This window comes from Corallococcus sp. CA047B, assembly GCF_003612065.1.
GTDB lineage: Bacteria > Myxococcota > Myxococcia > Myxococcales > Myxococcaceae > Corallococcus > Corallococcus praedator.
The window spans coordinates 1-23,976 of record NZ_RAWD01000137.1; the positions used below are offsets into that span (position 1 = coordinate 1).

Consider the following 23,976-nt stretch of genomic DNA (forward strand, 5'->3'; position numbering starts at 1 on the left):
GCCCGTGAACGCCGCCCCCGGCCCTGCGCTCCTCGCGGTGGACCTGGGGCTTCGCTCCGGGCTCGCGCGCTTCGGCGCGGACGGGCGGCTGCGGTGGTACCGCTCGCAGAACTTCGGCACGCACGCGCGGCTCAAGCGCGCGGTGCCCGCCGTGCTCCTCGACGCGGCCCCCCTCGCCTGGCTCGTGCTGGAGGGCGGCGGCCCCATCGCCGACGTCTGGGAGCGCGAGGCCTCACGCCGCGCCCTGCCCGTGCTGCGCGTGGCCGCCGAGGACTGGCGCTCGCGCCTGCTCTACGCGCGTGAGCAGCGCAGCGGCCCCCAGGCGAAGGACGCCGCGGATGGACTCGCGCGGCGGGTCATCGACTGGTCCCACGCGCCCCGTCCCACGTCGCTGCGCCACGATGCCGCCGAGGCCATCCTCCTGGGCCTGTGGGCCGCGCTGGAGGTGGGCTGGCTGTCCCAGGTGCCCCCGGAGGTGCGGCGTTGAGGCACGCGCCCCCGGGCACCGCGACGGCTACTTCACCGACAGGCACGCCACCGGCTGCGCGATGGCGTTGCGCGCGCGCTCCTCGCTCACCAGCGAGTACCCCGCAAGGTCCTGCAGCAGCAGGTCCCGGTTCTGCCGGATGAGGCTGGAGTTCTTGCACGTCTTCAGGTCGGAGTAGAAACCGTAGGGAGGCAGCGCCAGTTGCAGCTCCGCCAGTTCGGACAGCTGCAGTTCCGCCAGCTCGCGGCCGAAGAGCTTGCGCGCCGCGTCCTCCACGCCGATGACGCCGCGCTCGAAGCGCAGGATGGACAGCTCGTAGGCGATGAGCTGGTCCTTCTGGAAGAAGGCGTGCAGCCGGTGCGCCGCCACCGACAGCGGCAGGGTGCCCTCGATGCCCACCTCCCGCGCGATGCGCATCGCCAGCCGCCGCTCGCAGGCGCCGTCCCCGGGAGGCACCGTCCCGAACGTCACGCCCGCGAACAGGCGCCAGGCCCACGCGCGCCCGTCCTCGCGCGGCGTCTGGAAGTAGGTGGGGCAGTCCATCTGCCGGATGTAGAGCGCCACCAGGTCCTTGGGCATCCGCGAGAAGTCCGGCCGCGAGAAGGCCACCCGCGCGCGCTCGCTGCCGCCTCCGTCCATGCGGCCGACCATCACGCTCATGCGGTCGCCTTCGATGCGGTGACGCAGCTGGCTCTCGACGTCGAACTCGCTCTCCAGACGCGGCAGCTTGCTGGCCGTGTACAGGTACGTGAGCGGAATCACCACGCCGGCCAGGCCGACCAGGAACATGAACAGCCAGAAGACGGTCTTCACGCCCCCGACTCTACCCAGGGTGGGCACGTGACAGAAGGTCCGGTTAGAAAGGCCCCATGAGCGACTGGCACACCGCCACCGTCGGTGCCCGCGCCCCCGCGGCGGATGGCCTCACCGACCTGGTGCTCGACCTCCGGGGGACGGCCCTCATGGGCACCCATGCGCACCCCGGGCAGTACGTGCGCCTGCGCCTCCCTGGCCAGGCGCCGGGCATGTTCGCCATCGCCTCGCCGCCCGCCCCCGACGGCACGCACTGGGAGTTCCTCCTCAAGGACGATGGGGCCCTGCCCTCCGCCCTCCTGCGCCTGCCCATGGGCACGCCCGTGGAGGTGTCGCGCCCGGAAGGCCCCGGCTTCCCCATGGAGAAGGCGCGCGGCCATGACCTGCTGCTGTTCGCCAGCGGCTCCGGCATCTCCGCCATCCGCCCCGTCATCGCCAGCCTGCACCAGGAGCGCCGCGCGTACGGCCGGGTGACGCTGTACTTCGGCGCGCGCACGCCGGGCAGCTTCGCCTACGCACGGGAGCTGGAGCGGTGGCAGGCGGACGACGTGCGCGTGGTGCGCACCGTGAGCCAGCCCGGGGCCAGCGGCTGGCAGGGCCTCACCGGCTACGTGCAGGCCCACCTGGGCGAGGAGCCGCTGGAGAACGCCGTCGCCTTCGTGTGCGGACAGGCGGAGATGGTGCAGGACGTGATGGCCCAGCTGCGCCTGCGCGGCGTTCCGCAGAGCGCCGTGTTCCTCAACTACTGAGCCGGCGTCGCCTCCACCGCCGGGGGAGCCGCCGCCGTCGCGCGCGCCTCCACGGCGGGGGACGCGTAGTGCACGCCCACCACCATCGCCGCCGGGTCGCTCTCCTGGTTGCCGGTCACCTTCTGCGGCGTCCACGCGGCCACGCCCACCTGGCGCCCGTCCGGGGTGAAGCGCACGCGGCGCACGGACCAGCCGAACTCCAGCGTGCCCCGGGGCAGCGGCTCCGCTTCGGTGAAGAGCTGCACGGTCTTGTCCCAACCGCCCGACGCCAGCGAACGGCCATCCGGAGAGATGGCGGCGGAGGACACCACGCCGTGGTGCACCTCCCACTTGCGCAGCACCTTGCCGGAGCCCGCGTCCACCAGCGCGCCCGCGTTCCACGGCCCCTGGGGGTCTTCCAGGCCCTTGCGCTCGCGCTCGTAGACCTTGCGGTTACGCTCCGCCTTCTCCTCGCTGAAGGCCACGCCCAGGCGCTGGCCGCGCGCATCCACGGTGACGTCGTTGACGTGCGCCGGGAAGGGGAAGTCCGCCTTCGGCGTCAGCTCCCGCGCCACCACCTCCGGCGTGCCTTCGGGCACGCCGCCCTTGAGCGTGAGCACCGCCTCCGCCGTCGTCTCGTCGAAGACCGTGTCCACGCGGTCGCTGAAGGCCGTGCCCAGCACGCCCTGGCTGCCCTGGGGCACGCACGCGTCACACACCGCGACGTCCACGCCCCTCAACACCAGCGCCTTGAAGCGCAGCGTCTGGGCCCGCGCCAGCCGCGCCACCGTGTTGCCCAGCGCGCCCGGCACGGTGACGGTGTCCTTCAGGAACGCCACGTCGATGCCAGACGCCGTCGCCGCCGCCGTGGTGAGCACCACGCCCGGCAGGCGCGAGTCCAATGCCAGCACCACCGGCGGACCCCCGTTGAGGCTGCCCTGCACCGCCGCGAAGCCGCCGCGCCGCTCGAAGTGCGTGCGCGCAACGTCCGGACGCAGCGACTGCTCCGGCGTGTCCGACGCGCGCACGTGGCCGTCCCAGCCACCCGAATACAGCGTCCCGTCCGGAGCGAACGCCAGCGCGCTCACCGGCCCCACGTGCAGCCGCGACTCCGCGCCGAAAGCCAGCCCCGGCACCGACAGCAGCGTCACCAGCCCCTGCGCGCTGCCCACCGCCAGCCACCGGCCATCCGGGTGGAAGGCCACCGACACCAGCGGCTCCTCGGTGGCGAGCGCGCCCTTCTGGGCGCCCGTCGCCGCGTCGAACAACTGCACCGCGCCGCTGCGGCTCACCGTGGCCACCAGCGCGCCATCCGGCGAGAAGCTCACGCCCTCCAGGTCGTACTGCTGCGCGTTGACCTCCGGATCCGCCAGCATCACCGGGGCCCGGGCGTCCGCGCCGTCCGGCTTCGCGGCGCCAGCGTCCAGGCTCCACACGGAGACGTGGTACGCCTTGTTGCCCAGGCGCGTGTACGCCACGCGCCCGCCCCGGGGCGCGAAGTCCAGCGCCCAGATGAAGTCCTTGCGGTTGAGGACGGCGGGCTTCGTGCCGAAGCCCTCCACGGGGCCCGTGAGGTAGCCGCCCGGCGTCGCCTCCAGCCGCGTCAGCGTGTCCGGCGCAAGCCCCACGCGGGCGTGCCCGCAGCCCGTCAGGCACAGGATGCCCGCGAGGACGAAGCCCCCAGCGCGCGCGCTCATGAACCCGAGCCGCGGACGGCGGCCTTCTCCTTGTCGACGTTGATCTCGTTGACGCCCTTGTTGTCCACCGACAGCAGGAACAGCTGCTTGTCGGCTTCACGCTTGTCATTGAACGAGGTGCGGCCGGTGGCGCCGTCGAAGTCCTTCAGGCCCGCCATGGCCTCGCGCATCGCCGCGCGCGTGTTGGGGCGCTGCTTGTCCAGCACCTGCCGCACCATGCGCGCCGAGTCGTAGCCGATGGCCTCCAGCAGGCCGGGGTCGCGCCCGCCTTCCTTGTAGGCCTCGCGGTAGGACTTCACGAACTTCTGCGTGGCCGGACGCTGCGAGTCCACGAAGAAGCCGTCCACGTACACCGAGCAGGTGACGAACTTGCCGCCGCGCTCCAAGAGCTCCGGCAGGCCCGAGCGGCCCTTGGGGCTGCTCCACTGGTTGGTGCCGAAGAGCGTGACGGTCTTCAGGTCCTTCTTGCCCGTCGTCTTGCGGATGCGCTCCAGGTCGCGCGGGTCGCACGCGTTGGTGACGATGTCCTCCACCGCGAGCGCGGGCGTCACCAGGCTCACCCGGCGCCAGTCGTCCGGGATGAAGAGGCCCTCGAAGTCGACGATGGGCTCCACGCCACTGCGCGCCTTCTCCATCGCCTTGCGGCGGCGGTACGCGTCCGTGATGTTCTCACCCTGCACGTCGCGCACGGCCTCCGCCCAGTCGCCGCGGTCCTCCAGGTAGTAGCGGCCCACCAGGCGCTTGGCCTCGCTGGTGAACGTGGTCTGGTCGTGCGTGTACGCCTCCGCGCCGCGCACCGCGCCGCCACGGGCGACGACTTCGTCCCAGAACTCGTTCGCCAGCTCAACGCCGTAGGGGATGTTCGGGTAGAGCACCGCGAACTTCTTGTAGCCCTTCACGTTCATCGCGTAGTCCGCGATGGCGCGCGCCTGCGCGGAGTTCGTCAGCATGTTGCGGAAGACGTACGGGCCAATGTCCGTGATGCCCTCCTGACGGCTCAGCGTCAAAAGCGGCACCTGGAGCTCCTCGGCCAGCAGCGCCGCGCGCTTGGTGTCGTCCACCAGCAGCGGCCCCAGCGCCGCGATGGCGCCGTCGTCGAACGCGAGCTGCTCCATCGCCTGGCCCGTCTTGTTGACGTCGCCCTGCGTGTCCTTCACCACCAGCTCCACGTCGCTGCCCTGGAGCGCCAGCTTCACGCCGCGCAGCACCGCCTCACCGATGGGCTGGTAGCGGCCCGTCATGGGCAGCAGCACCGCCACGGTGCGCGGACGCACCTCCACGCGGCGGGTGGCGCGCGCCAGGAGTTCCTTCGCCTGCGGCGCGAAGGAGCTGTCCGGAGCATCGCGCAGGAAGCGCTGGAGCGTCTCCTCCAGGCGGGTCCAGTCGCGCAGGTGGTAGTAGATGCGCGCCAGCTTGAACTGGAGCACCGGCCACGCGGGGTTGGAGGGCGACAGGCCCTCCTGCGTGCGCGCGATGTCGATGAAGTCCGCGCGGCCCTCCACCAGCTTCTCCACCTTCGCCACCGCGGCGGCCCGGTCCTCCGGGGTCTGCGCCTCGCCGGCTTCCTTCACCGCGGTGGTCAGCGCCTGCGAGTACAGGCCCGCGCCTTCCGCCGCGCGCGCCGCCTCCCGGAGGAGCTGCTCCTTCTTCTCGCCTTCCGCGCGCTCCGCGAGGCTGGTGAGGGTCTGGTACGCGTCGCGGTAGGCGCCCACCTCCATCGCGGAGAGGGCCAGCTTGTGCTTGGCGTCCTCGGCCTGGTCGTAGAGGGGGTTCTCGAAGATGAGCTCGTTGAAGGTCTTGCGCGCGTTGGCGTAGTCCTTCGCCTCGAAGAAGAGGACGCCCGCGTTGTAGAGCGCGTCCTGGCCGGCGGTGGTGGCCGGGTACGCCTTGCGCACGGACAGGTAGGCTTCCGCGGCCTTCTTCTTGTCCGGCTGGGCCTGGGCTTCCGCGCGGGCCTGCGCGAGCGCGGCGTTGGCGGTCGCGTCCTGCTTCACCTCCACGCGGGGGCGGCCGGTGGGCTCGCCGTCGGGCGTGTCCCGACCATCCGTTTGCGAGGGCGCCTTGGGACAGGCGGTCAACAACAGGGCCAGCGCGACGACGAGCGCGCGGCGCGATGCGGAGAGGACTTCCATGGCGGGGTGCATAGCAGCGCGGGTGAGGCTCCGTCGACACTTGAGCGGGGGGATGATTCCCCAGGAACGTCCGCTTCAGTGCACCCGCCATGCCCGTGCGCGTCACCGAGGGGGAATCCCGCGATTCCACCCCCATCCGTGGCCTCCGGACCGCACCCGGGCGCGGTCCGGAACGCACGCCTGCCGGACGTTCGAGCGACACCCAGGGGGCTGGTTCCATTCGCCCCCCGCAGGTCCTCAGTGCAGCGGCCTCGAACGAATGACCGAAGAGGCCACAGCCGCCCTAGCATGGCGGCCGTGGAACTCGCTCCCTACCTACTTCAATGCCGGGGCCCCCTGGCCGCTCTCCTCATGGCGGTGCTGGCCACTGCTTGCGGCACTCTCTCTTCGTCAATGGTCGCATCGGGTCGCAAGTGGGTGGGCCCGCCGGTGCCTGTCCCTGGCGGAGGTCAGTTCCGGACCGTCATCCATTATGGCCCCTGGCAATGCCGTGCGGACTTCCGGCGCAGCTGCGAGAGCCAGTGCGCGGGCACAGGCCATGTGCTCATGGGCTGTATCTGGCTGGCAGACATCAAGATGGACTTTGAGGGCCCCATTGTCCGGGCGGGAACTCGTTATGGAGTGACGCACTGCTGCTGCAACTACACGCCCGTCGCGCCCGCCGCGACACGCGCAAGCCGCAGCCGCTGGAACAACATCCGCGACACCTTCCGCCGTGAATGGGCGAAGAAGATGGGGGCATGGCCGAGCGATGCCGGAGGTACACCCTGGCAGGGGCACCACATCTTCGACCTGGGCCATGGAGGCAACCCGGTGGCCATGGACAACGTGATTCCCCTGCCCCAGGACCTCCACCAGTACGTCACGGATTCCTATGGCCAATGCTATGCCGGAACCCCTCCCTGGAATGGCGTAGGAGTGGATCATCCCTATGGCGAATGATTCCATGTCGATGTCGCCACTGTTGCAGGAGGTGACGCGTCTGCATTTCCCACGTCCGCCCGCGACGTCCGAGCAGATCGAAGCCTTCGAGCAACGGGTGGGGTGGCGACTGGATCCAGACCTGCGCGCGTTCTACCTGCATTGCGACGGCGCGGACCTCTTCGACCGGATCGATCCACCCTTTCGCTTCCATCCTCTCGCGCAAATCGTCCGCGCGAGGGTAGCTCTCCGGGGAAGGGACACCGATGACAGGGGACCTGCCAACTGGTGGTCCATCTGCGCGGTCAAGGACGGAAACTGCATCATCCTGGAGGTCGGTGCGCAGCAGGATGACCACTATCCGCTCCGCGACGGCTATCGTGAAATGTTTCCGGATCCCGCGTACTGCCCTCAGATTTCTTCGCGGTTTGCGCTCTTCTTTAATAGCGCACTCCAAAGCAACGGTGAATGGTTCTGGCTAAGCGAATCCGAAACCTGAACCCGCGCGCACTACTCATAAAAGCCCTATGCCCATAAGCCCAAAATCAAGCCCAGTACAACAGCCCACAGTTTCTGCCTCTGAAGGATTGGCGCTCCTACGATCGATCACTGAGCGTGCTGAGCGAATGACAGCCGTCCCTTTTGGACCCCAAGAGCTTTTTGCATTCAGCGCAACACTCAAGGCAACCCTCAGCGACACCTTCGGCAACAACTCAGAATGGGTTACCAGAGTGATGAAGGCGGGCATACAGTATGTCTTCAATCCCAGGGACGAGCACGAAAAATTAGCCGATCGCATAGCAGAACTCCGCGGCAAGATACTCATGCTGAAAGAGGCAATGAGTTATCTCGAGACATCAGCAACAAGAACCACGGCACACCAAGCAGAAGCCCCCGCCTTAGAAAAGCTGGAGATCATTCTTCATCGATTTCATCGAACTGCGTTACAACTAAAGACACGTCATGCGAGCCGGCCGACGCTCACCATCGACGATGAGTACGACGTTCAGGACCTTTTGCATGCCCTGCTACTCGTTTCCTTCAATGATGTGCGCAGCGAGGAGCCCGGTCCAAGTCATGCGGGAGGTGGGCCTCGTTTCGACTTCCTCCTCAAAGAGGAACAGATTGTCATTGAGGTCAAAAAAACCCGCCCCAGTTTGAACACCAGGGACTTGAGCGACGAACTCATTGCGGACATCGCCCGCTATCAAGCGCATCCCGATTGCCAAACGCTGGTTTGCTTCGTCTATGATCCGGACCACCGGATTCATAACGTCGCGGGATTCATCCGGGACCTGGAACGCACGGCATCGAAAATACCCGTTCGCGTTGTCGTCATTCCGGTCGGATGATTTTCCCCCTGATTCACGGCCCGGAAGAATCCGTCGTGTCTGCCGGGTTGAAGGAGCATGAGCGGGCTGGCGCTGAGTGAGGAGCAGCGGAGCGAGCTGGAAGCATGCTTCCGCACGACGGAGGACCGACGTCTGCGTGAGCGGTGCCAGGCGGTGCTGATGACGGCCCGAGGACGGTCCCAGCAGCAGATTGCCGAGGACCTGGGGACGACGACACGCAACGTCCAGCGCTTCCTCGCCCGCTATCGGGCGGGAGGCTTGAACGGGTTGAGGATTCAGTGGGCACCGGGCCGCACGCCGTTGATTCCCGAGGGACTGGCGCCAGTGATTCTGGGCTGGGTCCAGCAGGGGCCAAGGGCCTGCGGCGTCAAGCGGGCGAATTGGACGCATGAAGCGCTGGCGGACTTCCTCTACCGCCAGACGGGGATTCGGGCGCGGGAGACGGCCATGGGGGACTTCTGCCGTCGCCATGGCGTGCGTCTGTACCGGCCCACCTATCGCTTCCTTCGAGCGGACGCTTCACGCCAGCAGCAGGCGCGGCAGGAATTGAGTGAAAAAAACGCCAGGCGCAAGCAGGTGACATCGCCCTCTTGAGCCAGGACGAAGCGAGATTTCCCATGGTGCCGACGCTGACGGCGACGCTGGGCGTGAAGGGACGCCGCCCTGTCATCGGCACTCGCGACTGCAAGGACGTGGTGCACACCTTCGCTTCCGCCAACCTCACGACGGGGGCGGTGACGAGCAGGCTGTACGGCAGCCGCACCCGGGCGCGTCGCAAGGATGGACTCTCCAAGACAAAGCGCATGCAGGTGGCCTTCGCCCATCACCTGCTCGACGTCGCCCGCGCCTATCCCGCCACGGCATGGCGCGAAGTCGTCCTCATCATCGACAACGCGCCCTGGCACCGAGGGCGCCCGGTGGACTGGGCCTTGCGCCGCTTCCCTCACCTCTCCCTGTACCGACTGCCGCCCTACAGCCCGCAGCTTCAACCCATCGAACGGCTGTGGCGGCCCCTGCGCCAGCGGGCCACGCACAACCTTCTCTTCGACGAGATGACCGAGTTACAACAGGCCCTGCGCTCGGGCCTGGGCTACTTCCGGACACGGCCTCATCTCGTCCTCAAGCTCTTCGGCTCGCTTTGGACAACGACCGGATTACCCGAGGCGTGAATGAGCACAGGCCACTCCTTCCCTTTGATAAGGGAAGGAGGCTGTGCCACCGTGGATCAGCCGAACAGTTCCTTCACCTTGTCGAAGAAGGACTTCGACTGCGGATGGGTCTCCTCGCCGGACACCTCCGCGAAGCGCTCCAGCAGCTCGCGCTGCTTGGAGGACAGCTCCGTGGGCGTTTCGATGATGACGCGCACGTGCTGATCCCCGCGCTGCTGGCTGTGCAGGTGCGGGATGCCCTTGCCGCGCAGGCGGAACACCTTGCCGGACTGGGTGCCCTGCGGAATGGTCATCTTCACCTTGCCGTCCAACGTCGGCACGTCGATCTTCGCGCCCAGCGCCGCCTGCGTGAAGGACACCGGCACCTCGCAGAAGACCTCGTACTCCTCTCGCTGGAACAGCGGGTGCTCGCGCACGATGACCGTCACGTACAGGTCGCCCGCGGGCCCGCCCCGGTCCCCCGGTTCGCCCATGCCGCCCAGCCGCACGCGCGTGCCGTTGTCCACGCCGCCGGGGATCGCGACCTCGATGACCTCTTCCGACGGAATCTTCCCGCTGCCCCGGCACTTCGCGCACGGATCCGGGATGGTCGCGCCCGTGCCGCCGCAGTCGCCGCACGGCCGGGACACCGCGAAGAAGCCCTGCGTGTAGCGCAGCTCCCCGCTGCCGCCGCACGCCGAGCACTGCCGGGGCGCCGCGCCGCTCTTGCTGCCAGAGCCCGTGCAGGTGTCGCACTTCTTCGGACGGGGAATGGTCACCTTCGGGCGGCAGCCGAACGCCGCTTCCTCGAAGGAGATCTCCAGGTTGTAGCGCAGATCCGCGCCCCGGCTCGTCTGCCGCCGGCCCCGGCCGCCGCCACCCCCGAAGATGTCTCCGAAGATCTCCCCGAAGATGTCGTTGATGTTGACGCCCTGGAAGCCGCCGCCCGCGTCCCCGAAGGGGTTGCCCGCGTGGCCGAAGCGGTCGTACTTCGTGCGGCGCTCTGGATCGCTCAGGACCTCGTAGGCTTCCGAGGCCTCCTTGAACTTGTCCTCGGCCTCCGCGTTCCCGGGGTTCCGGTCCGGGTGGTACTGCAAGGCGACCTTGCGGAATGCGCTCTTCAAATCCTGCGCGTTGACGGTCTTCTGGACGCCCAGGACCTCGTAGTAGTCGCGCTTCTGCCCCGTGGCCGCTGCCATCGAATCGAACCCCTGGAAATTGCTGGCGTTTCTACGCTGCGTTGGAAATCAGAGTCACTATAACGCAGCGAAACACGCCAGCAATCCAGGCCCGAAACCCACCCCGGTCCGTACGGCGGGGTGCCTTGCTCCCACGCGGCTACACGGTCCAGACGCGGTTGACCGTCAGCTCCATGCGGGAGAGCCGGCGCTTGAGTGCTGGATCGACGGGGCCCTGGGAGGACCACTTGGGGACCACGAAGTGCAGCTCCGCGTTGTAGAGCTTGGCCGCGCTCGCCAGCAGGCTCCAGCGGTTCTCCGCGGTCGGATCATCCACCATGCCCGGCGTGACGATCTCCAGGATGATGGGCGTGCGCGCCGAGTCGGACTGCCTGCAGGTGAAGTCCGGGCGGTGATCCTCGATGGTGCCGGAGAGCACCGGAGGCGGCATGAAGCCGGGGAGCCGGGCCTTGATGTCGGAGTAACCGATGGTCCGGAAGTACTCGGCCATCAGCCACAGCAGCCGGCGGCGCTCTTCATCGTCCACGACCGACTCGCAGCCGGGATTGAACAGGACTTCTTTTTCGGAATTGGTTTCCATGGCGCCTCTCAAGCTGTCCGCATGTGTGGGATGCGGCAACGCAGCCGGGCAGAGGCGCCCCCTGACCGGCCGTGGAGCAGACGGGCATGCACGTCCGCTTCCCATCTCCCTTTCACTTGGACGTCACCGTCGAGTCGGTGACAGAGTGCGCCCCCTCTCGTGGCCCCCCGTCCCTCCGCGCACGTCTACCGCCGGCTCCTGGGCTACCTGGTCCCCTACCGCCGACTGCTGCTCGCGGGCTCGCTGGCCTCGCTCACCGCCGCGGCCGCCACCGCCGCGTATGCCTGGATCGTCGGGCCCCTGCTCCGCGCCGTCCTGACCGGCGCCCCCGTCTCCGTGGCGGGGATGACCCTGGCACCAGAGGCCCTGCTGTCCCGGCTGCCCCTGCTCGTCGTCGCGGTGGCCCTGGTGAAGGCCACGGCCCAGTTCCTCCAGGGGGGCCTGATGCAGCGGCTGGGCCAGAGGGTGATGGCGGACCTTCGGGGCTTTCTCTATGGCCGCCTGCTTACCCAGCCTCCCGCGTTCTTCGAACAGCGTCACTCGGGAGAGCTGGTGGCTCGCTTCACCTCGGATGTGCCGTTGGTGGAGTTCTCCGTCACCCAGGCGCTGTCATCGTACGTCAGGGATGGGCTTCAAATCTGCGCACTGCTGACGACGTGCTTCCTCATCGACGCGAAACTCTTTCTCTTCACCTTCGTCGTCGTGCCGGTGACCGTGCTGCCGGTCAACCGCTTCGCCCGCTCGCTCAAGAAGGTGGCGACGCGCTCCCAGGCGAGCCTTGGCGCGCTCAGCGCGATCACCGCTGAACAGCTCCAGAACCTGCCGGTGGTGCAGGCCTACGGCACGGTGCCCCGAGCGCTGGAGTCGTTCGACGCGGAAGCCGACGCGTACCTGGGCGAGATGCGCCGCTCGCTTTTCATCCGGGGCGCCTTCAGCCCCACGGTGGAGCTGTTGGGCATCGTGGGCGTGGCGGTGGCGGTGGCCTGGGGCGCGCGAGCGGTGTCCCTGGATCCATCGCTCGCCGGGCGGCTCTTGTCCTTCATGGCGGCGGCGCTCCTGCTCTACCAGCCGGTGAAGTCGCTGAGCGGCACGCTGTCGCAGGTGCTCACGGGCCTGGCGGCGGCGGAGCGGCTGTTCGCGCTCGCGGATTCGCCGGTGGCGCCGGACGTGGGGGATGACGCCCGGCCGCTCGCCCGCGCATTGGAGCTGAAGGGCGTGCGCGCCACCTACGCGGATGGCCGCGAGGCGCTCAAGGGCGTGGACCTCACGGTGCCCGCGGGCGCGCGCGTGGCGCTGGTGGGCCCTTCCGGCGCGGGCAAGACGACCCTCTTCTCCGTGCTCCTGGGCTTCCTGCCCACGAGCGGCGGCGAGGTGCACTGGGACGGCGTGCCCCTGTCGTCGCTCAAGGCCTCCAGCGTGCGGGGACAGCTGGCGTGGGTGCCCCAGGAGCCGGTGCTCTTCTCCGGCACCGTGCGCCACAACCTGCGCCTGGGCCAGCCGGACGCGACGGACGAAGCCCTGTGGGAAGCGCTGCGGCTGGCGCACGCGGAGGACTTCGTGCGGGCCCTGCCCGGCGGTCTGGATGAAGCCGTGGGCGAGCGCGGCGGCCGGCTCTCCGGAGGCCAGCGACAGCGGATCGCCCTGGCCCGCGCCTTCCTGTGCCGCCCGTCGCTGCTGCTCCTGGACGAGCCCACCAGCGCCCTGGACGCCACCAGCGAGGCGGCGGTGGGCGCGGGGCTCGCGGCCCTGATGAAGGGCCGCACGGTGCTCGTCATCGCCCACCGGCTGGCCACCGTGCGCGACGCGGACCTCATCGCCGTGGTGGAGGGCGGTCGGGTGGTGGAGGCCGGCACCCACACGGAATTGCTCGCGCTGCGCGGCCGCTATGCCCGACTGCTGGGCGAGGGCGCCGTCGCCGCCTGAACAGCGCGCCGCCCCCCGGGGTTGGCTTCCGGCCGCGTCCTGGCGACGACTGTTCACTCCCCGGCCCGCGCGCTGTCCCCTGCACCGGAGGGCGACGTCCACCGGCCGAAGGGTGCGGGACCCTGTGCGGCGTGCCCACCTGCCCCCGCCCCGGCATGGCGCACGGCCTTGCACGGGTGGGCATGCCCTGCCAGCCTGCGGCGCCGTCCCATGCCTCCGACGCCGCCGCCCCGCGAACGAGCGCCGCTGTCCCTCGACGCGCTCCTCCTGGCCCCCTCGCTGCTATTGGCCGCGGGCGCCTGCGTCGCGGTGGCCGCCCGGCACTTCGCCTTGGCCGCCGCCGCCACCGTCACCCTCGTGCTCGTCCCGCTCGTCTTCCGCCTGTGGACGCGCACCTGGTACCGGGGCCTCGTGCTGCGCGGCCTGGGCCTGTTCATCGCCGGCATGCACCTGCCCATGCTGGTGGCCGGAGCGCTCGCCTACGGGCGCATCGGCTGCGAACCCGCTGACTGCGGCCAGACACTCCTGCTGGGCATCGTCCTTGCTCCGGTGGCCGGCGCCGTCTGCACTGTCGTCTACTGGGTTGTGGGTCGTCCTCCCGTCTGAATTACAGGAATAGCCCGGGACCCTATTCTTACGGGAAATGCTTGTTCCAGTCAGACCACACCTCGCGCCCGGCTTGTTCGTGGCGCTGGCCGTTCCCGCCACGGTGTGCGTGCTTGGCTGCACGCTGCCCGTCCTGCTGGGAGGGCCCGGCCTCCTGAGCGTGGCGACCTCCGCGGGGCCCTTCGCGGTGCTGGTGGGGCTGGCCCTGCTGGTGGAGGTGCCGCTGCTGACGTGGGCGGCGGGGTCCACCCTGCTGGGCCGGGCGGTGCCGCTGGCGGTGATGGTGGGCATGGCGACGGTGCCCTGGACGCTGGGCCTGCTGGGCACGGAGGTGCTGCTGGAGCGGATGCACGCCGCGCTGCCCCTGGTGCGCGCGGGGGACGCGGGCGTCGCGCTGACGGCGGGCATGGGCAAGGCGATGGCGCCCCGGCTCTTGGGGGCCTGGACGAGCGCGGTGCTGCTGGGCTCGCTGGCGGTGGCGCTGGCTGTGGCGCGCTTCAGCCGCGCGAGCCTCCCCCGGGGGACGCGGCGGGGGCTGCTGCTGGCCAGCCTGGTGTCGGCGGCGCTCGCGGGCATGGCGGCGGTGGGCGCGATGGAGGCACACCACCTCTTCACGCTGCTGTCCCGGCTGTCGCGGGCCCCGGAGTCGCTGCGGCCGGACCTGATGGCGGAGGGCATGGCGCAGGCGGCGCGGCTGCGCACGGTGCGCTGGAGCTGCCTGGGCTGCCTGTCGGTGCTGGCCTTCACCTGGCTGCGATACCGCGCCCGCGAGGCCCGGCGCGCGCGCACGCTGGAGTGGGCCGGCGGGGTGGTGCTCACCATCGCGGTGGGTGGCCTGCTGGTGCTGGACGCGCACCCGCTGCACACCACGCTGGGCCCGGAGCGCGTGACGGCCGGACGCCGCACCTCCGGTCCGGTGCCCACCGACGCGGACGTGACGCACCTGAGGGGCGGGCGCCCGCCCCTGCGCTTCAGCCTCCCCGCACCAGCACGAACAGCATGACGATGGCCACCAGGACCGCCACGCCGAAGACGGCCAGGAGCACCAGCCCCTCCGAGCGGCGCACCACCGGGGGCAGGACTTCGTTGGGCAGCGCCTCGCCGTAGCGCAGCACCACTTCCGGCTCCGACGGCGCCACCGGCTCCGGCGCGGCCCGGGGCTCCAGCGCGGCGGGAACGACGTCCCTGGCGGGCGGCGTCACCGGCATGAAGGTCGCGCGGCCCATGGGCTCCTGCGCCACGATGCTGGACATCTCCAGGCCCTCGCGCGCCAGCGCCAGCACGCGCTGCATGTGGAGGATGTACCGGTCCTGGCCTTCGTACGTGGCCAGCGCCTGCGCCGCGCGCACCAGCCGGTGGGGCACCAGCTCCGGGTCCGCGCGCACTTCGGTGGACACCGGGGGCCGCCGCGCTTCACCCAGCTCCACGCGGCCGGTGCGGACGCCCTGGCCACTGGCCCAGATGCAGTGCTCGTCCAGCAGCGTGAGCTCCTGGCGCCGGACGCGGCCCTCGTTGTCGATGAGCGACAGCAGCTCCGCGCCCTGCGGGCTCAGGTGCCAGACGGTGCGCAGGCCGTTCTCACCCGGGGGGCCCTCCACCGCGCGCGCCCGATAGAGTTCCTGCATCGCGGACTTCAGGGTGTCGGGCGAGGTTTCCACGGCCATGAATGGCGCAGAGTAGGGGCGCCCGGTCGGAAACGGAAGCCAGCCCGCGCGCCGCCCGGTCGCCCCCCGTTCTCCCCCCGACCGTGAACACGCGGCCGTGAATGGCTCGTGCGTGGACGCCCACCTTGTGTCTACCGTTTGCCCCACGATGAGCCGCTCCAAAGACCGAGGCCCCGACTTCATCCGCCAGTTCGAAGGCGCACAGACGCTCGACGGATTGCTGGAGCTGGCCGGCAGTCCCTGCGACACCGCCGAAGTGCTCGAACGCATGCGCGAGGCGCGCGCGGAAGGCGACGGCGCCAACGACGTCATCCCCACCCTCTTCGCCGAGGAGCCCCGCTTCAAGGACGCGGAGCTGGCGCGCCGGCTGTACCAGAACCTGCTGGGCCTCTGGGACCTGGTGCTGGAGGGCAAGTCGGTGCGGCTGGAGGACGGCCCGCGCCCGCCGCGTCCCAAGAAGGAGCGGCTGCAAGCGCCCGCGCCCTTCCACCCCGACGCGCCTTCCGCCGAATTCGTGGAGGCCGCCTGGCGTTATCTGGAGGACGACGACAAGGCGCGCACGCGGCTGATGCATGCCTTCGAGAACCGGCAGGATGGCCTGCTGGGTGCGCTTGACGCCGCCGGCCTCACGGACGAAGGTTACGGAATCGCCCGGCACCTGCTCTTCGAGCTGCACGCCATGCTGGAGCTGGGCTGGCCGCCAGGGCTGATGGCCGCGCAGGCAGCGGCGCTGGACAGGGATTCGGATGCGCCGCCCGCGCCGGACTCCCTCCAGGCCTACGTGACGGAAGCGTTGTTCGAGGCGGAGCATGACGAGGAGCACCCCCTCGCTCCCCAGGAGCTGGCCCAGGTGCGCACCCTCGTCCAGCGGGGACTGGTGGCGCTGTGGCGCGCCCGCAAGGGGAGATGACGATGGCCCGAGATGACAACGACGGTGGCGGGTTCACCGGCAAGCGCAACAAGTCCTACCGCGAGCTGGACGCGCAGCGGGGCAAGAGCAAGTACCACTCGCGCCAGGATGACCCGGCGCAGCAGAAGCTGGAGCGCAGCGCCAGCTACCAGAAATACAAGACGGCCGCGGACGCGCTCTTCACCGGCGGAGAGCTCCCGGAAGGCCTCGCGAAGACGTTCGACCCCGAAGGCAAGCGCAAGGCCCAGAAGGCCGCCCTGCAGAAGGTGCAGGACTCGGAGACGCGCGCGGACTGGGTGAAGGGCGTCGTCGAGTACCTGGAGAAGTATCCGGAGCTGCCCGAGGACGCGTACTTCCTCGACAGCCTGCTGGACCACCCGCGCGACCGCATCGTGGACCAGGCGCTGGCGAAGCTGGAGTCGCTCCAGGAGGCCGGCACCCTCCAGAAGAAGGTGCCCAAGAGCCTGGATCAGCGCTTGAAGTCCATTGAGCTCACCGGCCTGGACCCCGACATGCAGGGCCGCGCGAAGGCGCTGCGCGAGAAGCTGCGCGCCTGACGCTCCCGGCTCAACGCGCGCGGGACTGGTAGAGCAGCACCACCGCGCGCTGGCCCGTCTTGCTGTTCTCGTGCGTGAGCCGCAGCTCGCCACCGGGCCGCGTGTAGAGGCCGGCCTCCTCGCCGGGCTTCCACCCGGCCTTCGCGAGCGCGTCGTCGTAGAACGCCTGCACCTGCGGGCCCGTGAGCGCCGTCTGGAAGCTCAGCGTGCGCGAGCCCTCCGCGTTGACGCGCAGCACGTCGCGCGCTTCCGGCGGCAGCGGCGCGAAGTCCCCCGCCGCGGAGGCCTTCTTCGCCAGCGCGTGGTTCGCCTCGCCCAGGTACAGCGACGTGGTGCCATCCGGCTGCGGCTGGAGGATGACCGTGTACGTGATGGCGCGGAGCGGATCGAACGCGGTGAGCATGGCCGCGTTGTTGGCCAATTGCGTCTGCTTCTTGCCGGGCGCCACGTAGAGGCCCTGGTCCCGGAACGCGTCCGCGAAGCGCTGCACCAGCACCCGCGCGTTCTCCTTCACGTGCACCGCGCGCAGCGCCACGGGCACGCCCTCCGCCTCCACGATGTCGCTGGCCTCCACGTGCGCCAGCACCTGGAGCCGGGGCCACTCGAAGCGCGGCGGCAGCGGCTCCGGCACGCCCCCATCCTTCGCCCAGGCGGGGAGCGCCAGCACCAGCGCCAGGGCCGCGCACGCGCTGGCCACGGACTTCACGGCCGCACGCGTCCGAGCCACTTGTTGCGACGGTTCACGTTGTACTTCACGGAGAGGTTGTCCGCCCGGAAGGGGGACGTCTCCCAGACGGTCTGGTTGCCCGCGTGCGACGCGCCGATGCTCTGCTCGTAGTCGCCTTCCGCGCCCGTGAAGCTCATGAAGAACTGGTCCTCGTTCACGCCGCCCGTCGCGCCCACGCCCGCCATCAGCGCGCTGCCGGCGCCGCCGCCGCCGCCGTTCTTCGCGTACACGCGCTCCGCCCAGGAGTAGTAGTCCACGTTCGCGCAGGGCGCGCCCGAGTTCGAGCTGAGCGGACACGCGCGCCCCTCCGCCACGCTGGACAGGCCCCAGTCATCCAGCAGCATGAAGAAGCGGCCGCGGCAGTTGCCGTTCGACGCGCGGCCGGCGGCGCACACCACGAACTGGTCGGTGGCGCGGCGGTGCGAGACCTTGAAGAACTCCGGCTCCATGAACGTGCCGATGCGCTGGGTGCTCAGGGTGGCGGAGGCCGTGCAGGAGATGCCATCGGATTGCGTCTGCATCGCCTGGTTCAGCGCGGGCGAGCCGTCGTCCGCGTCGCTCGGACGCACGCCGAGGATGGCGGGGCCGGTGCCCGCGGGCCGGTCCGAGTCGCACACCACGCGCATCCGCTCGGCGCGCGCGATGGCCAGCTGGAGGGTCATGTCGCCGTCCACGCTGGAGCGGCCGTCGAAGTCGCCGTAGCGCCCGGCGGCCTCGGAGGCCGCGAGGGCCGCCGCGTTGGGCCGCTGGAAGACGCCGGACTCGGGGTTGTGCATCACGTGGCCGGTGGCCTCCCACAGCGCGAAGTTGGCGGCCTCCTGCACCTTGAGCGTCAGCGCGCCCACCTCCGCGAAGTAGATGCCGAACATCAGGATGGTGATGAACACCATCGTGCCCAGCGCCGTTTCCACCAGCGCCTGTCCCCGGCGTGCCGCGAAGGTTCGCTTGCCCATGGCGCGTCAGTACTTTCCGCCGGTGCGGCTCGCGCCCCGGTAGCCCGCTTCGTCCAGCCGGCGCAGCGCGCCCGCGTGTTCGGTGAAGCCCGCCTGGTCCAGGCTCTCCGCCGGCTTGTCGTCGCGGGCGCCTTCGGTGCTCACCAGCGTGGCGCGCCAGAAGGGGTTGAGGAAGTTGGGAGGCTCCTCCCAGCCGCCGCCCACCGCCGCGGGCCGGGGCCGGTGGTAGTAGGCCATGCCCGCGGCCAGGGCCACCTGGTTGCGCTGCACGTCCTCGCGCCCGGTGGGCTGGATGCGGCCCAGCGGCGCCGAGTTGTCGAACAGGGTCTCCTGGTCCGCGAACTTGAAGCGGAACATCAGGTTCCAGGGGTCCGGCCGGGCCTTGCGGCTGTTGCTGGCGTAGTCGCGCAGCAGCATGGAGTACAGCTTGGGCTGCCCGAAGTCGTTCTCCCCGCCGTTGTCGTGCAGGAGCCCCGCGTTGAAGCCCACCGAGTACGGCCAGATGCCCGGGCAGACGGTGCAGACGCCCAGCGTGTGCAGCTCATCCACCTGCTTGCCGGACTCCGCGCCCTGGCCCGGGGCCGGGTGGAGCATGAAGACGTGCTGGTCCTCCTTGGACTGGTACTCGTCCGACATCACCCACGCGTTCGCCGTGGGGCTCGGGTAGATGTTGCCGTCCGGGCACGGGATGAGCGCCGGCGCCGCCGCGTGGTCGTGCGCCCACGAGTTGCGGCCGGAGATGGTCTGGTAGGTGGAGGAGTCCATGCCCCCGATGCTGGGGTAGTGCGAGAAGCCCGGGTTGTTCGCGGCCATGCCTGAACCGAAGCCCGCGCTGCCGCCAGGCCGGCCGTGCACCCACGTCCAGCCGATGCTGCCCATGGTGGCGTTGCGCATGGCATCGCCCTGACCGCCGCTCGCGCTCACCGCGCCGGTGTCCGGAGGCGTCGTCCCGGCCTTCACCTGCTCCATCAGCTCGTCCTTGCTGGGGATGGAGCCGGAGCCGCCGGACACCTCCGACAGGGACTTGTTCGCGCCCTGCTCCGGAGCGTCGAGCTCCGGGTTGACCGCCTTGGCGACAGCCTTGGAGAGCTTCTGATCCGCCAGATGCGTGCCGACCAGCCGTCGGTAGATGGCCAGCTCCGCGTTGTACATGGCGCCCGCCTGCCCCTGCAGCGACTGCACCTGCGCGGCGGCGCCCTGGTCCAGGAGGGCGAACGCCGGGTCGGGCACGGGACAGGGCGTGGCCTTGCGCGCGGCGTGGTACTGGCTGCCGAAGCTGATCATCGACTGGGTGCCGGCCATGGCCACCATGTGGGCGATCTGCGCGCGGTTCATCACCGCGATGGCGTTGAACGTGCGCGCCGTGGACACCGCCTGGCTGTAGGCCGCCGCGTCCGCCGCCATCTGGATTTCGATGCGCTCCTTGGCGCGCATGCCGAAGCCCAGCGTCATCAGCACCATCAGCGTCAGCAAGAGGAGCGTGAGCGAGAACAGGACCAGCGCCTGTCCACGTTCGCCGTGCCTCAGAAGCCGTGCAGGCTGCATGCGGCGCCTCCCTGGAAGTTCTCCGCCTTCACCGGCGTCATCATCCGCATCGCGGCGTGCACCTGGATGGGGAACAGGTAGTGGCCCTGTCCGCTCCACTTCACCATCCGCTCGCCCAGGTCGCCGCCGGGCCACTCATCCGCGCCCAGCTCCACGTCGGTGTCGTTCCACCAGTCCGCCTTCTTCTCCGCGGGGTTCAGCGGATTGGCGTGGTTGTAGTTCTTGAGGTGGAAGTGGGCGAGGAACATGCGGCTCATCACCCAGTCCGCGAACGGGATGCGCATGTAGTACCAGGCGACCATGCGGATCTCGAGCGTGCGCCGCCGCAGCTCCACCGCGGAATCCGTGGGCGCGTCGAACAGCAGGTCCTCGTCCCCGTCCAGGCCGCGCACCCAGGCGACGGCCGGCGACTCGCGGACGATCTCCACCATGGGCCCCTCGGTGAAGAGGTCCCCCTTGGAGCCGCTCACGCGCAGGTAGTTGCGCTGGCGCTCCTCGAAGGCCCTCGCCAGCCTCGCGCCCGTCGTGGTGGACGTCACCGTGGGCAGCATCGTCACCAGCGCCGCGTGCGTCATCGCCTGACAGCTGCCGTGGTTCAGGCTGCCCGCGCGCACCGCGCGGTACACCGCCACCTGCGCCAGGATGCGCCCCTGCAACAGCATGAAGAGCTGCAGGGAGCCAAGCACCAGGAACACCACGAGCGGCATGCACAACGCCGCTTCGACGGCGGCCTGACCTGATTCGGAACGCCGTCGCTGGAGGTCGGAGGGGGCCATGGGGGGATGTAGGCTTCCTCCTAGATTCTCGATGATTGGGGAATCGGTCAAATGGCCCGGACCCCTCCGAACGTCATTCCATAACGCTCCAACGGTTATTCAACGGTTGAGGGCGAAACCGCAAGCCGAGTCCAGCACCACCGAGGCCCCGTCCAGCGCCTGGAGCAGGCGCGCATAGTGATGGCGCTCCGCGTCAACCTGGGCGTCCACCGCCTCCGGGGGCAGGCCCTGGTGGGAGAGGGACAGGCGCAGGCGGGACTCGCCAGCGTCGCGTTCAGCCTCCAGGGCCTTGCGGGCCTTCTGGGCGCGCCGGGCCAGCTCGGCCTGGGCGGCGGCCTGGGCCACCGGGAGGGACGCGTCCACGAAGGGGCCGAAGCCGGGGAAGGACTGGTGCACCTCATCCCCCTTGAGGGCGCGGCCGTCGGCTTCCAGGGTGGGCAGGACGGAGGCGTCCGCCACGGGGCCGTCGGGGCCCTCCACCACGGCGACGGGCAGCAGGGTGCGCTCCAGGAAGCGCGCCAGCTGGCGGCTGGGCACGCGCGCGCCGGGGGAGGTGTCCTCGGGCTCCGGGAGCTGGACGTGGAAGAGCAGCTCCAGGCCGCGCACGGGCTTCTTCAGCCCGCGCTTCTCGATGAGGCGGAAGCCGCTGCGACCGTAGGGGCCGTCCTTGAGGAAGCCGAACAGCGCCTCCACCAGGGGGTGGCCGGTGGCGAAGTACTCCAGCTCCTCCGCCTCCACGGCGGTGTCGCGCCAGAAGGTGCCCAACAGCGTGCGGTCCTGCATCACGTCGATGCCGGGCAGCCCCTCCACGTTGAGGGCGTGGCCGAACTGGAAGGCCACCTGGAAGGCCTCCACCTGTTCGTCCACGTCCACGCCAATGCCCACCCGGCGCGCCAGCTCCGTGACGGTCTCCTCCAGGCGTTCGTCCAGGTCGCGCGCCACGCTCCAGAGGCCATCCTCCAGCGGCGCGGCCTCCTCGTCGGAGTCCTCGTCCGGAGGTTCCTCGCCCATGCGCTCCTGCGCGCGGGCCACCAGCCGGGCCACCGCGGGCTTGTCGAAGCTGCGCACATCCAGGAGCGGATCATACGCGCGCGTCACCTGCGCACGCGCCGCCTCCACGCGCGTCTTCAGCTCTGCCGCGTAGCCCACGCGCGCCTCGCGCGGCAGCAGGGCCAGCTCCGCGATGCGGGACTCCACCTCCTCCAGCACCGCGTCCAGGCCGCCCACCGTCTCACCGAAGACGCCGACGGCATCCGCCAGCAGCATCAGCACGTCGGAGGCGAGCGTGCCCGCGGGGTCGAAGACGTGGATGTCCACCGGATGCGCCTGACCGATGCGGTCCAACCGGCCGATTCTCTGCTCCACCGTGGAGGGGCTCCACGGCAGGTCGTAGTGCACCAGGTGGTGCGCGAACTGGAAGTTGCGGCCCTCACCGCCCACCTCCGTGCAGATGAGCACCTTCGGGCCTTCCGGGTCGCGGAAGCGGGCCACCTGCCGGTCGCGCTCCAGGAGCGGCAGGTCACCGTGGTAGCCCAGCGCCTCCACGCCCTCGCGCGACAGCTCCGCCTGGAGCGACTCCAGCGTGTCGCGGCTCTCCGTGAACACCAGCACCTTCGCGCGCGGCTCCGCCTTCCAGATGCCGCGCAGCACGCCCACGAACGCGAGGAACTTCGCGTCGCGGCCGGGCAGCCTCAAGTCAGCATCCTTCAGCGCCGGGTTCGCCTTCACCGCGCCCGTGAAGGCCGCGGGGCTGGACTCCAACCGCCGCAGCACGTTGGCCAGCGGCGCGCCCCTCAGCGTGCCCTGCGCCAGCGTGGCGAGCGCGGTGTCGCGGGCCTTCAGCTCCTCCGCCGTGAGCTGCACCGGGTGCCGGTGGAGCCGGCGCGTGGAGAAGCCGCCCACCACCGCGCGCCGGTTGCGCACCAGCCGGTCCGACAGGCTGTACGTCTCCGCCAGGTGCTCCAGCAGCGCCCCCGGCTCCTTCAGCGTCTGGAGCCGCGCGTCCTCCGGGAAGCGCTTCGCCAGCGCGGCCACGGCGGCCTTCGCGCCCTTGCCCTCATGCAGCGCGCGCACCGCGGCGGACAGCTCTTCTTGACGCTGCAGCCGCGCCTCGAAGCCCTTCACCGAGGGCGCGGTGGTCGCGTCGATGAGGGTGAGCAGCCCGTGGTACTCCGCCGGATCCAACTGCATGGGCGTGGCGGTGAGCAGCAGCAGGCCCCACGCGTTGGAGGCCAGCCCCTGCGCGGCGGCGAAGGCCTTCTCGCCCTTGAGGTGGTGCGCCTCGTCGATGATGACCAGGTCCCAGAACGCGTCCTCGGCCGCCACCTCCTCGCGGTGCTCGCGGGTGCGGCTGAGCAGCTCCAGGCTCGTCACCACCAGCGGGAAGCGCGCCCAGGGGGAGACGTCCGGCGCCTCCTTGAGCGACTGCTCGTAGCGGTCCGAGTCCATCAGCGTGAAGAGCTGGTTGAACTTGTGGAACAGCTCCACCAGCCACTGCACGGTGAGGTGGCTGGGCGCCACCACCAGACACCGGCGCGCCAGGCCCACCAGCCGCAGCGCGCTGAACACCATGCCCGCTTCAATCGTCTTGCCCAGGCCCACCTCGTCCGCCAGCACGAAGCGCGGACGGCGCGCGGACAGCACCCGCTGCACCACGCCCACCTGGTGCGGCTTCACCATCACCCGGCTGGCCAAGAGCGCCCCCAGCGCGTCGCCCCGGCGCTCGTCGTCCAGCACCAGCGCCTGCTTGCGCAGCATGAACGCCTTCGCGTCCCCCACCCGCCCGTCGCGCAGCGTGGACAGCAGGTCCGAGCGCGGCGCCAGACAGCGCACCTCCGACTCCGGCAGCTCGTCGTCCTCGCCGTCCTCGAAGCGCACCACGTAGCGGCGCAGGCCCCGCGCGCCCGGCTCCTCGCCCAGGATGGTCGCCTTGCGCCCCTTCGGCGTCTGGATGGGTTCGCCCTTGGGCAACTGCCACGGCACCAGCGCGCCGCCCCGGGTGGACACCAGCACCGGCGCGTCCTCGCGGGACGGGAAGGCGATGAGCGCCTTGGCCCCCTCTTCCTGCAACGACAGCAGATGCCCCACGCCCCACTCGGGCTGCGGGAGATAGCGGACCTTCAGACCTTCGACGAGAGACGCCATAGAAGAGCAACAACCGGGTGCGAAGAGGGGGGCGCTCCATAACGTCCCAGCGCCCGGAAGGCCATTTCACGGGCACCGGACGGCCCGTTCCCCCGGCCGCCCGCCCCCTCCTGC

Annotated in this window: 23 protein-coding genes; 12 read left to right on the plus strand and 11 right to left on the minus strand. The window is 70.2% G+C overall.

Going from position 1 to position 23,976, the window contains the following annotated elements:
• The coding region (locus tag D7X74_RS21370) for a hypothetical protein (protein ID WP_233602187.1) at positions 1-487 on the plus strand (487 nt) is incomplete at its 5' end.
• Between the two features lie 27 nt (positions 488-514).
• Here D7X74_RS21370 and D7X74_RS21375 read toward each other — a convergent pair.
• The gene (locus D7X74_RS21375; protein ID WP_120534838.1) at positions 515-1,300 is read right to left on the minus strand and encodes a transglycosylase domain-containing protein; all 786 of its coding nucleotides are present in this window, start codon (positions 1,298-1,300) and stop codon (positions 515-517) included.
• A gap of 56 nt (positions 1,301-1,356) precedes the next feature.
• Between D7X74_RS21375 and D7X74_RS21380 the strand changes: the two genes are divergently transcribed.
• Complete coding sequence (locus D7X74_RS21380) at positions 1,357-2,049, plus strand: NAD-binding oxidoreductase (RefSeq protein ID WP_120534839.1); 693 nt, start codon at positions 1,357-1,359, stop codon at positions 2,047-2,049.
• Here D7X74_RS21380 and D7X74_RS21385 read toward each other — a convergent pair.
• Positions 2,043-3,725 carry a WD40 repeat domain-containing protein gene (locus D7X74_RS21385; protein ID WP_120534840.1) on the minus strand — a complete coding sequence of 561 codons (1,683 nt, stop codon included), beginning with the start codon at positions 3,723-3,725 and terminating at the stop codon, positions 2,043-2,045. The two genes, D7X74_RS21380 and D7X74_RS21385, sit on opposite strands and share 7 nt — an antisense overlap.
• Positions 3,722-5,857 (minus strand): ABC transporter substrate-binding protein, encoded by a 2,136-nt coding sequence (locus D7X74_RS21390; RefSeq protein ID WP_233595985.1) that lies wholly within the window; start codon positions 5,855-5,857, stop codon positions 3,722-3,724. Before D7X74_RS21390 ends, D7X74_RS21385 begins: the two co-directional genes overlap by 4 nt.
• Before the next feature lie 351 nt (positions 5,858-6,208).
• Here D7X74_RS21390 and D7X74_RS21395 point away from each other — a divergent pair, with 351 nt between their 5' ends.
• From D7X74_RS21395 to D7X74_RS21415, 5 genes are all read left to right on the plus strand, one after another.
• Positions 6,209-6,799, plus strand: coding sequence for a hypothetical protein (locus D7X74_RS21395; protein ID WP_233602188.1), 591 nt, complete (start codon positions 6,209-6,211; stop codon positions 6,797-6,799).
• Complete coding sequence (locus tag D7X74_RS21400; protein ID WP_233602189.1) at positions 6,789-7,277, plus strand: SMI1/KNR4 family protein; 489 nt, start codon at positions 6,789-6,791, stop codon at positions 7,275-7,277. The genes D7X74_RS21395 and D7X74_RS21400 overlap by 11 nt, the downstream gene beginning before the upstream one ends.
• A 127-nt stretch (positions 7,278-7,404) precedes the next feature.
• Positions 7,405-8,130, plus strand: a complete 726-nt coding sequence (locus D7X74_RS42675; RefSeq protein WP_147446641.1) for a malate dehydrogenase — start codon at positions 7,405-7,407, stop codon at positions 8,128-8,130.
• A gap of 57 nt (positions 8,131-8,187) precedes the next feature.
• Entirely contained in the window at positions 8,188-8,724 is a 537-nt protein-coding gene (locus tag D7X74_RS21410; RefSeq protein ID WP_120534844.1) for a helix-turn-helix domain-containing protein, read from the plus strand.
• A gap of 23 nt (positions 8,725-8,747) precedes the next feature.
• Complete coding sequence (locus D7X74_RS21415) at positions 8,748-9,299, plus strand: transposase (protein ID WP_120534845.1); 552 nt, start codon at positions 8,748-8,750, stop codon at positions 9,297-9,299.
• Between the two features lie 56 nt (positions 9,300-9,355).
• Here the strand turns inward: D7X74_RS21415 and dnaJ are convergent, their stop codons facing one another.
• Both dnaJ and D7X74_RS21425 read right to left on the minus strand, forming a co-directional pair.
• On the minus strand, positions 9,356-10,477 hold the full coding sequence (gene dnaJ, locus D7X74_RS21420; protein WP_120534846.1) for a molecular chaperone DnaJ: 1,122 nt from the start codon (positions 10,475-10,477) through the stop codon (positions 9,356-9,358).
• A gap of 139 nt (positions 10,478-10,616) precedes the next feature.
• Complete coding sequence (locus D7X74_RS21425; protein WP_120534847.1) at positions 10,617-11,057, minus strand: hypothetical protein; 441 nt, start codon at positions 11,055-11,057, stop codon at positions 10,617-10,619.
• Positions 11,058-11,216: 159 nt separating this feature from the next.
• Here D7X74_RS21425 and D7X74_RS21430 point away from each other — a divergent pair, with 159 nt between their 5' ends.
• The 3 genes from D7X74_RS21430 (at position 11,217) to D7X74_RS21440 (ending at position 14,589) form a co-directional block, all read left to right on the plus strand.
• Complete coding sequence (locus tag D7X74_RS21430) at positions 11,217-12,980, plus strand: ABC transporter ATP-binding protein (protein WP_120534848.1); 1,764 nt, start codon at positions 11,217-11,219, stop codon at positions 12,978-12,980.
• 210 nt (positions 12,981-13,190) lie between these two features.
• Positions 13,191-13,586: a hypothetical protein gene (locus tag D7X74_RS21435; RefSeq protein WP_120534849.1), complete on the plus strand. Its 396-nt coding sequence runs from the start codon at positions 13,191-13,193 to the stop codon at positions 13,584-13,586.
• A 79-nt stretch (positions 13,587-13,665) separates the two neighbouring features.
• Positions 13,666-14,589, plus strand: a complete 924-nt coding sequence (locus tag D7X74_RS21440) for a hypothetical protein (RefSeq protein WP_147444465.1) — start codon at positions 13,666-13,668, stop codon at positions 14,587-14,589.
• On the opposite strand, the gene D7X74_RS21445 is transcribed toward D7X74_RS21440, so the two are convergent.
• The gene (locus D7X74_RS21445; protein ID WP_120534851.1) at positions 14,558-15,250 is read right to left on the minus strand and encodes a hypothetical protein; all 693 of its coding nucleotides are present in this window, start codon (positions 15,248-15,250) and stop codon (positions 14,558-14,560) included. The two genes, D7X74_RS21440 and D7X74_RS21445, sit on opposite strands and share 32 nt — an antisense overlap.
• Before the next feature lie 148 nt (positions 15,251-15,398).
• Here D7X74_RS21445 and D7X74_RS21450 point away from each other — a divergent pair, with 148 nt between their 5' ends.
• Together D7X74_RS21450 and D7X74_RS21455 are read left to right on the plus strand one after the other, a co-directional pair.
• Entirely contained in the window at positions 15,399-16,160 is a 762-nt protein-coding gene (locus tag D7X74_RS21450) for a hypothetical protein (protein ID WP_120534852.1), read from the plus strand.
• Positions 16,161-16,162: 2 nt separating this feature from the next.
• A complete protein-coding gene (locus D7X74_RS21455) occupies positions 16,163-16,717 on the plus strand; it encodes a hypothetical protein (RefSeq protein ID WP_199732912.1) in 555 nt (184 codons plus the stop codon).
• Between the two features lie 10 nt (positions 16,718-16,727).
• On the opposite strand, the gene D7X74_RS21460 is transcribed toward D7X74_RS21455, so the two are convergent.
• From D7X74_RS21460 to D7X74_RS21480, 5 genes are all read right to left on the minus strand, one after another.
• Positions 16,728-17,423 (minus strand): hypothetical protein, encoded by a 696-nt coding sequence (locus tag D7X74_RS21460; protein ID WP_120534860.1) that lies wholly within the window; start codon positions 17,421-17,423, stop codon positions 16,728-16,730.
• A complete protein-coding gene (locus D7X74_RS21465) occupies positions 17,420-18,397 on the minus strand; it encodes a pilus assembly protein (RefSeq protein ID WP_120534854.1) in 978 nt (325 codons plus the stop codon). The genes D7X74_RS21460 and D7X74_RS21465 overlap by 4 nt, the downstream gene beginning before the upstream one ends.
• Positions 18,398-18,403: 6 nt before the next feature.
• Positions 18,404-19,942, minus strand: a complete 1,539-nt coding sequence (locus D7X74_RS21470) for a pilus assembly protein (protein ID WP_120534855.1) — start codon at positions 19,940-19,942, stop codon at positions 18,404-18,406.
• A complete protein-coding gene (locus tag D7X74_RS21475) occupies positions 19,921-20,718 on the minus strand; it encodes a TadE/TadG family type IV pilus assembly protein (RefSeq protein ID WP_120534856.1) in 798 nt (265 codons plus the stop codon). The genes D7X74_RS21470 and D7X74_RS21475 overlap by 22 nt, the downstream gene beginning before the upstream one ends.
• 99 nt (positions 20,719-20,817) lie before the next feature.
• The gene (locus D7X74_RS21480; RefSeq protein WP_120534857.1) at positions 20,818-23,862 is read right to left on the minus strand and encodes a helicase-related protein; all 3,045 of its coding nucleotides are present in this window, start codon (positions 23,860-23,862) and stop codon (positions 20,818-20,820) included.
• Between the last annotated feature and the right edge of the window lie 114 nt (positions 23,863-23,976).